Genomic DNA, 12,316 nt, shown 5'->3' on the forward strand with positions numbered 1-12,316 from the left:
GGGTGGGTCGCGCCGCCTGGGGTCGATTGGCGGAGCGGGGCCCGGCCCGCGAACGAATACCATGCATATGCTTATCATGATTGACATATTCTTTCAGCCGGTCGACTATGGCCGTACGGATTCCCGCGGGCCCGCCGGGCCCGCCACACGGTGAGGACATCGCGCGTGAGCTACTACCTGAACGACGAAGAAGCGCTGCTGGTGCGAACGGTGCGCGAGTTCATCGATCGTGAGGTGAAACCGTCGGTGCAGGAAGTCGAACATGCCAATCGGTACCCGGAGGCGTGGATCGACCAGATGAAGCGGATCGGTATCTACGGGCTGGCCGTTCCCGAGGAATTCGGCGGCACCCCGGTCTCGATGCCGTGCTACGTGCAGGTCACCGAGGAACTCGCCCGCGGCTGGATGTCGCTGTCCGGCGCGATGGGCGGCCATACCGTTGTCGCGAAACTGATCGGCCTGTTCGGCACCGAGGAGCAGAAGAAGCAGTATCTGCCGCGGCTGGCCACCGGTGAGATCCGGGCGACCATGGCGCTGACCGAACCCGGCGGCGGCTCGGATCTGCAGGCCATGACCACCCACGCCAAACGAGACGGCGACGATCTGGTGATCAACGGGGCCAAGACCTGGATCACCAACGCGCGGCGATCGGGAGTTATCGCCCTCCTGTGCAAGACCGACCCGGCCGCAACCCCGCGGCACCGTGGTATGTCGATCGTGCTGGTCGAACACGGCCCCGGCCTCACGGTGTCCCGGGACCTGCCCAAACTCGGCTACAAGGGGGTCGAGAGCTGTGAGCTGTCGTTCGACGGCTACCGGATCACAGCGGACGCCATTCTCGGCGGCGTGCCCGGTAAAGGTTTCGCGCAGATGATGAAGGGCCTCGAAACCGGCCGGATCCAGGTGGCGTCCCGCGCCCTCGGCGTCGCCGCGGCCGCCCTCGAGGATTCGCTCGCCTACGCGCAACAGCGGGAAAGTTTCGGCGAGCCGATCTGGAAGCATCAGTCGGTCGGCAACTACCTGGCCGATATGGCCACCAAACTCACCGCCGCCCGCCAGCTCACCCGGCATGCGGCCGAAATGTACGACCGCGGGGAACGCTGCGATATGGAAGCCGGAATGGCCAAACTATACGCTTCCGAGGTCGCGATGGAGATCGCGCTCAACGCGGTTCGCATCCACGGCGGGTACGGGTACTCCACCGAGTACGACGTCGAACGCTACTTCCGCGACGCTCCGCTGATGATCGTCGGAGAAGGCACCAACGAGATCCAGCGCAATGTGATCGCGGCCCAGCTCGTCGCCCGCGGGGGGCTGTGAACCATGCGGGTTTTCCAGGGAATCGACGAGGTGGCGGCCGCAGTCGGCACCCATCTCGGCTACAGCGAGTGGCTCGAGGTGACCCAGGACCGGATCGACGCCTTCGCCGCCGCGACCGGCGACCACCAGTGGATCCACGTGGATCCCGAACGGGCGGCCGCGGGCCCCTACGGCAGCACGATCGCGCACGGGTATCTGACGTTGTCGCTGCTGCCCGCACTGGGCGCCGCGATCTTCGAGATCGAGGGCGTCCGGATGAAGATCAACTACGGCATGAACAAGGTTCGCTTTCCCGCGCCGGTGCCGGTGGGCTCGAAGATCCGCTGCGGAGCCCGGCTGGAATCGCTCGAACGAACGCCCAAGGGCGCCAACCTGATCACCACCTACACCATCGAAATAGACGGCGCCCGGCGTCCGGCGCTGGTCGCCGAGACCATTCGCGTCCTGGTCGACTGAGGAGCGAAATCCCATGACACGCGCAGCATTGGTGGCCCCCGTCCGCACCCCCGTCGGCCGCTTCGGCGGAGCGCTGAAAGATGTGCCGGCTGTGACCTTGGCGACTACCGTCATCAAGGAAACCGTCGCACGATCCGGAATAGACCCCGAACGCATCGACGATGTCGCGATGGGCCAGTCGTACGCGAACTCCGAAGCCCCGTGTATCGGCCGCTGGGCCGCCCTCGACGCCGGACTGCCGATCTCGGTCGCCGGCCTGCAGACCGACCGCCGCTGCGGCACCGGCCTCCAGGCGCTGGTGACCGCCGCCATGATGGTGCAGACCGGTGCCGCGGAGGTGGTACTGGCCGGTGGCGTGGAATCGATGAGCACGATCGAGCACTACACGACCGGTGCGCGCTGGGGCGCCAAATCCGGTGGCCTGCAACTGTTCGACCGGCTCGATCGCGGTCGCGAACGCTCGCAGCCGGAATGGCGCTTCGGCCGGATCAGCGGAATGATCGAAACCGCCGAGAACGTCGCGGCGAAGTACGGGATCACCCGCGCGGAATCCGATCAGCTCGCCGCGGAAAGCCATCGGCGCGCCCACGCGGCCTGGGAAGCCGGGCGCTTCGACGCCGAGGTCGTGCCGGTCGAGGTCACCGATCGTAAGGGTGCGGTGACGATATTCGCCCGGGACGAGGGCATCCGGCCCGAATCCAGCGCCGATTCGCTCGGGAAACTACGGTCGATGCAGCCCGGCGGCGTGGTGACCGCGGGTAACGCGAGCCAGCAGAACGACGCCGCCGCGGCGGTGCTCGTCGTCGCCGAAGACCGCCTCGACGAACTCGGTCTCGAACCGATCGGATTCCTCGAAGGCTGGACGGCGGCCGGCTGCGACCCCGCTCTGATGGGCCTCGGCCCTGTCGCCGCCGTGGACAAACTGTTCGCCCGCACCGGACGTGGATTCGCCGACTACGATCTGATCGAACTCAACGAAGCCTTCGCCTGCCAGGTCCTGGGCGTACTCCGCGGTTGGGGCTGGGACGACCGGGACAGGTTGAACGTCAACGGTTCCGGTATCTCTCTCGGCCACCCCATCGGCGCCACGGGCGTGCGCATGCTGACCACGGCGCTGCACGAGCTCGGCCGGCGCGGCGGCGGCCGCGCACTGCTCACGATGTGCATCGGCGGAGGCCAGGGGATGGCGGCGTCGGTAGTTTCGGCCTGAACCACACCCTGCTCGGCCGGCCGAGGGCGTTACTCGCCGCGCACGGCACGCGGTCGGCAACGAATACGACCGGCGGGGCAGCCGGGTACGTGCACCCGCCGATGCCGCAACCCCGGACGGTGGCGTTCCGGCAGCCGGATCGAGTTTCGCCGGAACCACCGGAACCGGGCAGTGGGATTACGCCGTCGGCGCAGCGAGCTCCTCGGCCGGCTGATCACTGTCGGGGCTCGTGCGTGCGCCGGGAAGCGTGTTGGTGCGTGCGCCGGGAAGCGGTTGCCCGGCGGCCGTACGCAACGGCCCGGATCGGGGCGGCATTATCCGGGGCATCTCACCACTTGTCATGCGACGCGCCACTGGTATGGTCGGATTCGTTCTGACACGGGGTGCTCCGCACGGCGCGGGGCTGAGATCACACCCGGGAACCTGTCCAGGTAATGCTGACGAAGGGATGTCTTGGCGTTGTCCGCGCATACCATGGAAACCGGCCGTTTCACCGATCACCTCTGGGACCGGACGAAGGCGCTGCGCGGCGCCATCGACGATCTCGAATTCCTCCGGTTGCTCGGGGCCGGCACCCTGCCACCCGAGGTTTTCCGCACGTATATCGAGCAGGATTCGCTGTACCTGACCGGTTATTCGAAGGTGCTGGCCCTGCTCTCGGCCAAGGCGCCGACTGCCGAGGCAGCACGGTTCTGGGCGAATTCGGCCGCCTCGGCGGTGTCGGTCGAGACCGCCCTGCACGACGAACTGCTCGGTGGCGGAAAGTTGCCCGCACGCGAGGGGGAGCCGGAGCATTCGGCGGCCTGCCTCGGCTACGTCTCCTATCTGATCGCCACCGCCGCCACCGAGTCCTACGCCGTGGGCGCGGCCGCGGCGCTGCCGTGCTTCTGGATATACGCCGAGGTCGGGCGCGATCTCGCCGCACGCGCGGCCGCGGTTTCGGCCGCCGATCCCGAGCACCCCTACGCGCGGTGGGTGGCCACCTACGGTGACGCGGAGTTCCAGGAGTCGGCGGCCGCGGCCCGCACGATGGTCGACGCCGCGGCGGAGGTCGCCAGTGAGCGGGACCGCGCGGCGATGGTGACGGCATTCACCGTCGCCACCCGGTACGAACTGATGTTCTGGGATACCGCCCTGCATCCGCAGCCCTGGCCCGCCCCGTGACCGGCCGCCTACGCCGGACCCTCGCGACGGCAGCCGCCGCACTGGTGGCACTGACTGCGCTGAACGCCTGCTCCGCGGGGACCGGTGACGACGCAACCATCCGCTTCGCCCTGGACTGGACGCCGAACACCAACCACACCGGACTGTTCGTGGCGCAGCAGCGGGGCTGGTTCGCCGAGGCCGGCCTGGACGTGGAGATCCTGCCGTACAACAACACCGCCGTCGATACGGTCATCGATGCCGGTAACGCCGAATTCGGTATCAGTACCCATAATTCGTCGACGTTCTCCCGCGCCTCCGGCGGGCATACGATCTCGGTGCTCGCACCGCTGCAACATTGGGCCACCGGGATCGGGGTGAAGGCGGACCGGGCCGATATCAGGTCCCCGAAAGACCTGGACGGTAAGACCTACGCCGGCTTCGGCGACCCCGGCGAGGTGGAAGCACTGCAGCAGGTGATCCGCAACGACGGCGGTACGGGCGAATTCGAATCGGTCACCCTGGGCACCTCGGCGTACGAGGCGGTCTATTCGGGGCAGGCGGATTTCACCGTGTCCTATCTCGCCTGGGAGGGTATCGAGGCCGAACACCACGGCACCCCGATGAAGTACTTCCGCTACACCGATTTCGGTTTCGCCGACGCGTATGCCATCGTGATCGACGCCAATGAGGATTGGTTGGCGGCCAATCCCGATCGCGCGGCGAAGTTCGTCCAGGCTCTGCAACGCGGATACCAGTTCGCCGCCGACGAACCGGCCGCCGCCGCCCAGGATCTGCTCGACGCCAACCCCGGTGCCTTCCCCGACGAATCGCTGGTGTTCGAGAGTCAGCGCATGCTGGCCGAACAGTTCATGAAAGACTCCGGCGGCCGGGTAGGCACCCAGACCCGGGAGCAGTGGGCCGCGAACTCCGGTTTCCTGTTCGACAAGGGCCTGCTCACCGGGCCGGACGGTGCGCCCTTGGCCGAGGAACCCGACTGGTCGACGTATTTCACCGATGAATATCTCGCCTCCCCATAGCGTCGCGGCGCCCGGCAACCCGCCGTCCTCCACACCGCCTGCGGTAACCGGTTCCGGGTTCTCGGCGCTCGGCCGACTGGTGCCGGCACTCGCGACAGTGGTGCTTCTGGTCGCCGGCTGGCAGGTTTACGTGGAAATCAGTGGTATTCGGCCGCAACTGCTTCCGTCACCCCTACGTGTGCTGGAACAGGGGTGGGCACACCGCGACGAGATAGCCGTCCACGCCGTCGCCACCTTGCAGGTGACCGCCACCGGTTTCGCGTTATCGCTCAGCCTGGCCTGGCTACTGGCCGTCGTGGTCGATTTCTCGCCGTGGCTACGCCGCGCCTTCGTCCCGCTGTTCGTGGCCTCACAGACTCTGCCGATCATCGCGATCGCGCCGCTGATGGTCATCTGGTTCGGTTTCGGGTTGCTACCGAAAGTTCTCGTCGTCGCGCTGGTCACCTTTTTCCCGATGGCGATCGGCCTGATCGAGGGATTCGCCGCGGCCGACCGGGATGCGGGCGCGCTGTTGCGCAGTATGGGTGCTTCACGCGTTCAGGTCTTCCGCTATGTGCGCCTGCCGTCGGCGGTACCCCGATTCTTCACGGCGCTGCGCATCGGCATCACCTACGCCGTAGTCGGCGCGGTGTTCGCCGAGTACGTCGGGGCGCGCCAGGGGCTCGGTATCTACATGAGCTTGCAGAAGAACTCGTTCCGCACCGACCTGGTGCTGGCGGCCGTGTTCGTGACAGCGCTCCTCAGCATCGCGCTGTACCTGCTGACGTTCGCGGTCGAGCGGGTCGTCGCGCCGTGGTCGCGGACAGAGGACAGGAGCGGCCGTGGCCGATTCGCACGGTAATCGACTCGTCGTCGATTCCCTCGGCAAATCTTTTCCGCTCCCGGGCCGCAGGCAGGGGCGCCGACAGGTTCTGGCCGGTGTGTCGTTCATCGCGCAGCCCGGTGAGTTCGTTTCCGTCATCGGTCCGAGCGGGTGCGGGAAGAGCACCCTGTTCAATACGCTGGCCGGGCTGGAGATCCCTGATTCGGGCCGTATCGGCTTCGGTGACGATACCCGGCCCGCGGCCGCGCACTGCGCTTATATGCCGCAGAAGGATCTGCTGTTTCCGTGGCGAACCGTTCTCGACAACACCGTTCTCGGACTCCAGGTGCACGGTGTGCCGAAAGCCGAGGCCCGGCGCCGGGCCCTCGAACTGTTCGATGCCTTCGGGCTGTCCGGATTCGAGGACGCTCGCCCGTCCCAGCTGTCCGGCGGTATGCGGCAGCGTGCCGCGCTGCTGCGCACTGTCGTCCAGGAACGCGAATTACTGCTGTTGGATGAGCCTTTCGGTGCGCTCGACTCGTTGACGCGCACCGAGATGCAGGCCTGGTTGCAGGATGTCTGGCAACGGTATCGGTGGATGGTCCTGATGATCACCCACGATATCCGCGAGGCGGTCTACCTGTCGGACCGCGTCGTTGTCCTGTCTGCCCGGCCGGCCCGGGTGCGCCGCGAGGTGCGCGTCGACCTGCCACGGCCACGCACCCTGTCCGTGATCACGACCCCGGAGTTCGGCGCGTTGGAGCAGGAACTGCTCGATGTATTGACAGCGGAAACGTGTTGATGGCCGGGGCCGGCCGAGCGACGCGAATACGCCCCGGTTCCCGACGCGATCCGTAGACCGACTTCCGCTACCGGGCCGTCCCGGTGACCGTTCATTCCGGTAGTGGATGGGCTTCGAAGAAATCCCAGATCAGCTGCGTGGCGTCGATCGAGGTGGTGTTTCTGCCGACAAAGATCTCCGGGAACGGCACCGCAGTGTCGCCGGGCCAGACATGACCGCCGCCCTGGATGGAATACAGCTCGACCTCGGCGCCGGCGGGGCACGGATAGCTTTCGCGGTAGACGTCGGGGGCTATCTGCCGCCGGTCCGATGCGACGCCGCATCCGTTGCGCCGCGCCCATCCTGCGACGCTCTCCGGAACACTCGCGGGACCCGGCCCGTTGACCGTGGGGCCGTTGCGCTCGGTGCCCACGGAGGACCCGGTGCCGTCGGGGGAGGGCAGTAAGCGGGCATTGGGTCCCGCGCCTCCGGTGTAGGCGACGATCGGGTCCGCGGTGCCGTGGAAGGCGATGACCGGCACCGGCCGGGAGGTCTTGCACCAGGCGAAATCCTGTACCCCCGCGACCGGGGCGATGGCGGCTATCCGGTCGGACAGGTGGCAGGCCAGCGGATCGAGGTGCGCCACCGGGTCGGTCGAGACGGTGTCCCCCGGCGTGGCAGGACGGAAACGGTATTCCACTTCACGGAAATGAGTTTCTCACGGCATCGGTTCGCGGTCCGGGGATTCGGGCGATGGGTGACGACCGGCCTCGAAACCAACCTCGGCTGCCGTCGGCGTGGCGGAACGCCTCGGCATCTGCCTGCGCCTGGAGACAGGTGGTGCAGCCCGGTGTCGGATGGTCGGCGTCCTCCGCCGGTGTCTATTCCAGTGCCGCGCGCAGCGTACGGAATTCTGCGGCCAATGCGTCCAGCGTGTAGTGCGCGTTGAGCCCGCTCGGATTCGGCAGTACCCAGATCTCGGTTCCGCCGAGCGTATCCGGCTGCCGGCCCACTGTGGTCCGGGGCCGGGCGAATGCCGTGCGATAGGCCCCCAGGCCGAGTACCGCGAGGACCCGCGGACGGTACTCGCGTACCCGGTCGGCGAGGTCGCGGCCACCGTCGCGCAATTCCTGCGCGGTCAGCTCCGCGGCCTTCGCCGTCGTGCGTGGTACGACATTCGTGATACCCAGACCCAGCTCGAGTAGTTCCGCCTCCTCGTCGGGGCGCAAGAGCCGCGGCGTGAAACCCGAGCGGAACAGCGCCGGCCAGAACCGGTTACCCGGCCGGGCGAAATGATGACCGGTGGCCCCCGACCACAAGCCCGGATTGATCCCGCAGAACAGTACCCGCAGGCCCGGTGCCAGTAGATCTGGAACGGTACTGCCTTCGGCGGCCGCCAGTTCGGCCGGGGAGGGACGATACGCAGCCGAACGTGCCATCCCGACAGTCTGCCGCAACCACCCGGGCATCGGAGTAGCGCTCCCGAGCGGCACCCACCGGCCGCTGCTCGGCCCGGTCGCCGGCCGCGTGGCGCGGGACGGACGCCGTTGCGGTTCAGCCGAGTCCGAGGCGCCGGCCGTTCACATCGTGCGGCGGTGGTGCGGGCGATGCCGGAGCGGCCGGGGCCGGGAGTGCGGTATCGGCGCCCAGGCCTTTCTCCGCGGCGGCGGTCCTGATCGCGTCCACCACCAGCAGTAGCGCGGCCCGGCGGGCCGAATTGGTGCGGTAGGCCAGGGATACGGTCCGGGTGAGGATGTCACCGAGCGCGATGATGTCCACACCGGGTGGGCGCAGGGCCAGGCCCAGATCCGATACCAGGGCCACACCGAGTCCGGCCGCGACCATCGCCATCGCGGTCGCCTGCTCCTCCACCTCGTGGTCGATCCGCGGGGCGACGCCCGCCGATTGGAACGCCAGCCGCGCCGCCTGCCCGAAATGTGAGCGGGCCGGGGCGAGGATCCACGGATGTTCGGCCAGTTCGGCGAGTGTCACACTGGCCCCGGGCACCGCCCCGGACGGGACGGCGGCGTGGATCCGCTCCACCGCGATCACCGCGCGTTGCAGGCCACGGTCCCAGGCCATCGGATAGTTCGAATAGTCGAGTACGAACGACAGATCCAGCACGCCGTCGCGTACCGCCGCCGCGGTCGCTTCCGGAGCGAGTTCCCGCGTCCGCACCGTGATCCCCGGATGGGACCGGGAAAGCGAGGTGAGTGCGTCCGGCATCAGGCCGGAGGCCACCGACGCCCACACACCGGCCTTCAGCGTCGCCGATACCGATTCGCCGGCATCCTCGAGTGCCTGGGTCGCGCGTTCGACAGCGGCCAGGATCTCCTCGGCATGCTCGGCGAGCAGGACTCCGAGATCGGTGAGCTGCACGCGGCGTCCACGTCGTTCGAACAACCTGGTACCGACGTCGCGTTCGAGCTGTGCGAGCTGCTGCGATACCGCCGACGCCGTATAGTGCAGCGCCGTCGCGGCCGCCGTAACCGTCCCGCGTCGATGCAGCTCGCGCAACATTCGCAGGCGCGGGATCGACAAGTCCATACAACGAGCCTAAGCGTTGTGCAGCAACGCTGAACACTGCCGTGAACCAACCGTAAATAGACGCGCGAGCAGGTGCGACCGCACAGTTATGGGACCGGGCACACAAGTGGCCGTGGGGACGAAGAAGTCCGGACGGAACATCTGCGCGCCGGGGCTGCCGCATGCGGTGGCGACGGCCGGACACGAAAAGGAGGTGGTTCATCGTGACGGCGATCGACAACCCTATGGGGAGTACCCCGCCTGTGACCACGCAAACCTTTCCGGACATTCCCGCGGCAACGGCCGCCGCGCCACCGCAACGCCGGACCGAACCGTATATGCGGCTGCAGTGGACGGATTCGCTGACGGGCGCGGTCGGCTACCTCGTCGTACACACACTGCGCGCAGGTATGGCCACCGGCGGCACGCGGATGCGGGCCGGGTGCACCTTGCGGGAGGTCGAGGATCTGGCTCGCGGGATGGCCGATAAGACCGCCACCTTCGATCTGCCGGTCGGCGGGGCCAAGGGCGGTATCGATTTCGACCCGAAGGATCCGGGTGCGGCCGGTGTGCTCGAACGGTTCTGCGAGGCCATGCGTCCGTGGCTCGACACGCACTGGGTGACGGCGGAGGATCTGGGGGTCCCGCAGCATCTGATCGACGAGGTCTTCGAGAAGCTCGGCCTGGGGCAGAGCTACCACGCCGCGATCCGTCGCGCCGGTGACCCCGCCGCCACCCTGGAGCGGGTCCGCAACGGACTGAACGCGGCAGTCGAGGGCGGGTTCCTGCTGGGCGATGTGATCGGCGGCTACGGGGTCGCGCACGCCTGCCTCGCCGCCGCGGTCTGGCGGGGCCGGGCGCCCGCCGAGACGACGGTCGCGATCCAGGGCATCGGCACCATGGGCGGGTCCGCGGCCTATTACCTGCACGAAGCCGGAATGAAAGTCACTGTGGTCGCCGATGCCGCCGGCGCGCTGTACTGCGCGGACGGGCTGGATATCCCGGCGCTGCTGGATCTGCGTGACGGTTTCGGCGAGATCGACCGCACCCGCCTGCCCGACGGGGTCGAGGAACTACCGCGCGCCGCGGTGCTCTCCGCCGAGGTGGACATCCTCGTTCCGGCGGCGATCTCTTACGCGATCACACCGGACAACTCGTTCGATATCCGGGCCCGGGTCATCGTGGAGGCCGCGAACGCGGCGACCACACCGGAGGCGGAAGCCATGCTCGCCGCCCGCGGGGTCGCGGTGCTCCCGGATTTCGTCGCGAACGCGGGCGCGGTGGCCTGGGCGTGGTGGCTGCTTCTCGGCGAGGTCGACGACAATCCGGAGAACTCCTTCGACCGGCTGCGCACCACCATGCACAGTAAGGTCGCGCAGTTGCTGGCCGCCTGGGCCGAAGAGGGCGTCACGCCACGCGAGGCGGGACACCGCCTGGCCGACGAGCCCATGCCGTCGGCCGCCTCCGGTCCGCTCGTGATCCCCTGATCGCAGACGCCTGCCGCTACGGGCCGGTCGCGCTCACCTGGCGGTGAGCGCGACCGGCCCGTTCCACGGCACGCCTCGGCGCTCTGTTGTGCCGGAACCTGTCGGCCCCGCGGAGTACGCTCACACGCGCCGGCGTGGCGGTGACGACATGGAGGTACGTGATGGACGTACTGCTCGGAATCGGGACGCGCAAGGGATTGTTCCTGGCGCGCAGCAAGGACGGTCGGTCGAACTGGGAGGTGAGTGATCCGCAGTTCGCGGTGGCCGATGTGAAGGCCCTGGCCATCGATACCCGGCGGTCCACGCCGCGCCTGCTGGCCGGCGTACTGGACAGCCATTTCGGCCCGACCATGGTGGCCAGCGACGATCTCGGCGCCACCTGGAGCGAGCCGGACGACGCGCCTCTCGCATTTCCGCCGGACACCGGGGCAGCACTACAAGGGGTCTGGCAGATCACGCCCGCCACCGCGGCCGAACCGGATGTGGTGTACGCGGGCGCCGAACCGGCCGCGCTGTTCCGCTCCGCCGACGCCGGCCGGACCTTCGAGTTGGTCCGCGGCCTGTGGGACCATCCGCACCGGCCGGAGTGGATGCCGGGCGGCGGCGGGCTGGCGTTGCATACGATCCTGCCGCATCCGGCCGACACCCGGCGGATGGCGGTCGCCATCTCCACCGGCGGGGTCTATCGGACCGCCGACGCCGGGGTGTCGTGGAAGCCGGCGAACAAGGGGGTCACGGCGGATTTCATGCCGGGCGAACTGCCGGAATGGGGACAGTGTGTGCACAAGGTCGCGCTGGACGCCGATACCCCGAGCACCATGTACCTGCAGAACCACGGCGGGGTTTTCCGCAGCACCGACGAGGGCGTGAGCTGGCAGTCGATCGATGGCGGACTACCCGATTCGAATTTCGGCTTCCCGATCGTCGCGCATCCCCGGCGTGCCGGAGTGATCTACACCTTCCCGCTGGTGGCGGATATGGAGCGTTTCCGTTTCCCGCCGGACGCCCGCTGTGCGGTGTACCGCAGTGAGGACGGCGGCGATACCTGGTCCGCGCAGACCGACGGCCTCCCGCAGGGCCGGTTCTGGGCTGCGGTGATGCGCGACGCCATGTGCGCCGACGATGCCGACCCGGCGGGTATCTATTTCGGCACCCGCAACGGCGAGGTCTACTGCAGTCCCGACGAGGGCGATCATTGGCAACTCGTCGCCGCAAAACTACCGGACGTATTGTGCGTACGTGCCGCGGTCGTCGGATAGCGCCGTGGCCCGCGTCCGCCTGCCGTCCATGCTGCGCACCTATGTCGACGGCGCGAAGGAGCTCGATATCGAGGGGGCGACTCTCCGCGGTGTTCTGGACGCCGTCCGCGAGCGGTCGCCGGGATTGGAACGCCGGCTGCGCGACGAGAGCGGTCAACTGCGCCGCTACGTGAACTTCTACGTCGGCGACGACGAATGCCGAACCCTCGCTGGACAGGACACACCGGTGGGCGCCGATACCGAGATCATGATCATCCCGTCGGTCGCCGGCGGCTGAAGGCGCCGCAGACCC

The 12,316-nt window shown here is 68.1% G+C and carries 13 protein-coding genes and 1 riboswitch; of the genes, 10 read left to right on the forward strand and 3 right to left on the reverse strand.

All coding sequences use genetic code 11. The annotated features are described in order from the left end of the window. Nucleotides 1–165 precede the first annotated feature (165 nt). The 7 genes from IU448_RS00940 to IU448_RS00970 all read left to right on the forward strand — a co-directional run bounded on the left by IU448_RS00940 (nt 166) and on the right by IU448_RS00970 (nt 6,773). Nucleotides 166–1,320 carry an acyl-CoA dehydrogenase family protein gene (locus tag IU448_RS00940; protein ID WP_195053592.1) on the forward strand — a complete coding sequence of 385 codons (1,155 nt, stop codon included), beginning with the start codon at nt 166–168 and terminating at the stop codon, nt 1,318–1,320. A 3-nt stretch (nt 1,321–1,323) separates the two neighbouring features. Then, complete coding sequence (locus IU448_RS00945; protein ID WP_195053593.1) at nt 1,324–1,776, forward strand: MaoC family dehydratase; 453 nt, start codon at nt 1,324–1,326, stop codon at nt 1,774–1,776. A gap of 13 nt (nt 1,777–1,789) precedes the next feature. Next, the gene (locus IU448_RS00950) at nt 1,790–2,986 is read left to right on the forward strand and encodes an acetyl-CoA C-acetyltransferase (RefSeq protein ID WP_195053594.1); all 1,197 of its coding nucleotides are present in this window, start codon (nt 1,790–1,792) and stop codon (nt 2,984–2,986) included. A gap of 369 nt (nt 2,987–3,355) precedes the next feature. After that, nucleotides 3,356–3,452: riboswitch (TPP riboswitch) on the forward strand. A gap of 8 nt (nt 3,453–3,460) precedes the next feature. After that, nucleotides 3,461–4,150, forward strand: coding sequence for a TenA family protein (locus IU448_RS00955; protein WP_195054949.1), 690 nt, complete (start codon nt 3,461–3,463; stop codon nt 4,148–4,150). Further along, nucleotides 4,147–5,169 carry an ABC transporter substrate-binding protein gene (locus tag IU448_RS00960; protein ID WP_195053595.1) on the forward strand — a complete coding sequence of 341 codons (1,023 nt, stop codon included), beginning with the start codon at nt 4,147–4,149 and terminating at the stop codon, nt 5,167–5,169. Before IU448_RS00955 ends, IU448_RS00960 begins: the two co-directional genes overlap by 4 nt. Next, nucleotides 5,147–6,010, forward strand: a complete 864-nt coding sequence (locus tag IU448_RS00965) for an ABC transporter permease (RefSeq protein ID WP_195053596.1) — start codon at nt 5,147–5,149, stop codon at nt 6,008–6,010. Before IU448_RS00960 ends, IU448_RS00965 begins: the two co-directional genes overlap by 23 nt. Continuing rightward, nucleotides 5,991–6,773: an ABC transporter ATP-binding protein gene (locus IU448_RS00970; protein ID WP_195053597.1), complete on the forward strand. Its 783-nt coding sequence runs from the start codon at nt 5,991–5,993 to the stop codon at nt 6,771–6,773. The genes IU448_RS00965 and IU448_RS00970 overlap by 20 nt, the downstream gene beginning before the upstream one ends. Nucleotides 6,774–6,864: 91 nt before the next feature. On the opposite strand, the gene IU448_RS00975 is transcribed toward IU448_RS00970, so the two are convergent. From IU448_RS00975 to IU448_RS00985, 3 genes are all read right to left on the reverse strand, one after another. Further along, nucleotides 6,865–7,452: an alpha/beta hydrolase family esterase gene (locus IU448_RS00975; RefSeq protein WP_195053598.1), complete on the reverse strand. Its 588-nt coding sequence runs from the start codon at nt 7,450–7,452 to the stop codon at nt 6,865–6,867. A 181-nt stretch (nt 7,453–7,633) separates the two neighbouring features. After that, on the reverse strand, nt 7,634–8,191 hold the full coding sequence (gene mug / locus IU448_RS00980; RefSeq protein WP_195053599.1) for a G/U mismatch-specific DNA glycosylase: 558 nt from the start codon (nt 8,189–8,191) through the stop codon (nt 7,634–7,636). Between the two features lie 115 nt (nt 8,192–8,306). Then, a complete protein-coding gene (locus tag IU448_RS00985; RefSeq protein WP_195053600.1) occupies nt 8,307–9,299 on the reverse strand; it encodes a LysR family transcriptional regulator in 993 nt (330 codons plus the stop codon). Nucleotides 9,300–9,523: 224 nt separating this feature from the next. Between IU448_RS00985 and IU448_RS00990 the strand changes: the two genes are divergently transcribed. The 3 genes from IU448_RS00990 (at nt 9,524) to IU448_RS01000 (ending at nt 12,301) form a co-directional block, all read left to right on the forward strand. Next, a complete protein-coding gene (locus tag IU448_RS00990; protein ID WP_195054950.1) occupies nt 9,524–10,765 on the forward strand; it encodes a glutamate dehydrogenase in 1,242 nt (413 codons plus the stop codon). A gap of 161 nt (nt 10,766–10,926) precedes the next feature. Continuing rightward, on the forward strand, nt 10,927–12,024 hold the full coding sequence (locus IU448_RS00995) for a WD40/YVTN/BNR-like repeat-containing protein (protein ID WP_195053601.1): 1,098 nt from the start codon (nt 10,927–10,929) through the stop codon (nt 12,022–12,024). A gap of 4 nt (nt 12,025–12,028) precedes the next feature. After that, complete coding sequence (locus IU448_RS01000) at nt 12,029–12,301, forward strand: MoaD/ThiS family protein (RefSeq protein ID WP_280457693.1); 273 nt, start codon at nt 12,029–12,031, stop codon at nt 12,299–12,301. Nucleotides 12,302–12,316 lie beyond the last annotated feature (15 nt).

Origin of the sequence: Nocardia flavorosea (assembly GCF_015477805.1) — a bacterium.
Taxonomy (GTDB): Bacteria; Actinomycetota; Actinomycetes; order Mycobacteriales; family Mycobacteriaceae; genus Nocardia; species Nocardia flavorosea_A.

Excerpts from the sequence above, each read along its gene's own strand:
- IU448_RS00950 (WP_195053594.1), top strand. The coding sequence starts at position 1,790 with ATGACACGCGCAGCATTGGTGGCCCCCGTCCGCACCCCCGTCGGCCGC.
- IU448_RS00990 (WP_195054950.1), top strand. The coding sequence starts at position 9,524 with ATGGGGAGTACCCCGCCTGTGACCACGCAAACCTTTCCGGACATTCCC.
- IU448_RS00985 (WP_195053600.1), bottom strand. The coding sequence starts at position 9,299 with ATGGACTTGTCGATCCCGCGCCTGCGAATGTTGCGCGAGCTGCATCGA.
- IU448_RS00955 (WP_195054949.1), top strand. The coding sequence starts at position 3,461 with ATGGAAACCGGCCGTTTCACCGATCACCTCTGGGACCGGACGAAGGCG.
- IU448_RS00995 (WP_195053601.1), top strand. The coding sequence starts at position 10,927 with ATGGACGTACTGCTCGGAATCGGGACGCGCAAGGGATTGTTCCTGGCG.
- IU448_RS00945 (WP_195053593.1), top strand. The coding sequence starts at position 1,324 with ATGCGGGTTTTCCAGGGAATCGACGAGGTGGCGGCCGCAGTCGGCACC.
- mug (WP_195053599.1), bottom strand. The coding sequence starts at position 8,191 with ATGGCACGTTCGGCTGCGTATCGTCCCTCCCCGGCCGAACTGGCGGCC.
- IU448_RS00965 (WP_195053596.1), top strand. The coding sequence starts at position 5,147 with ATGAATATCTCGCCTCCCCATAGCGTCGCGGCGCCCGGCAACCCGCCG.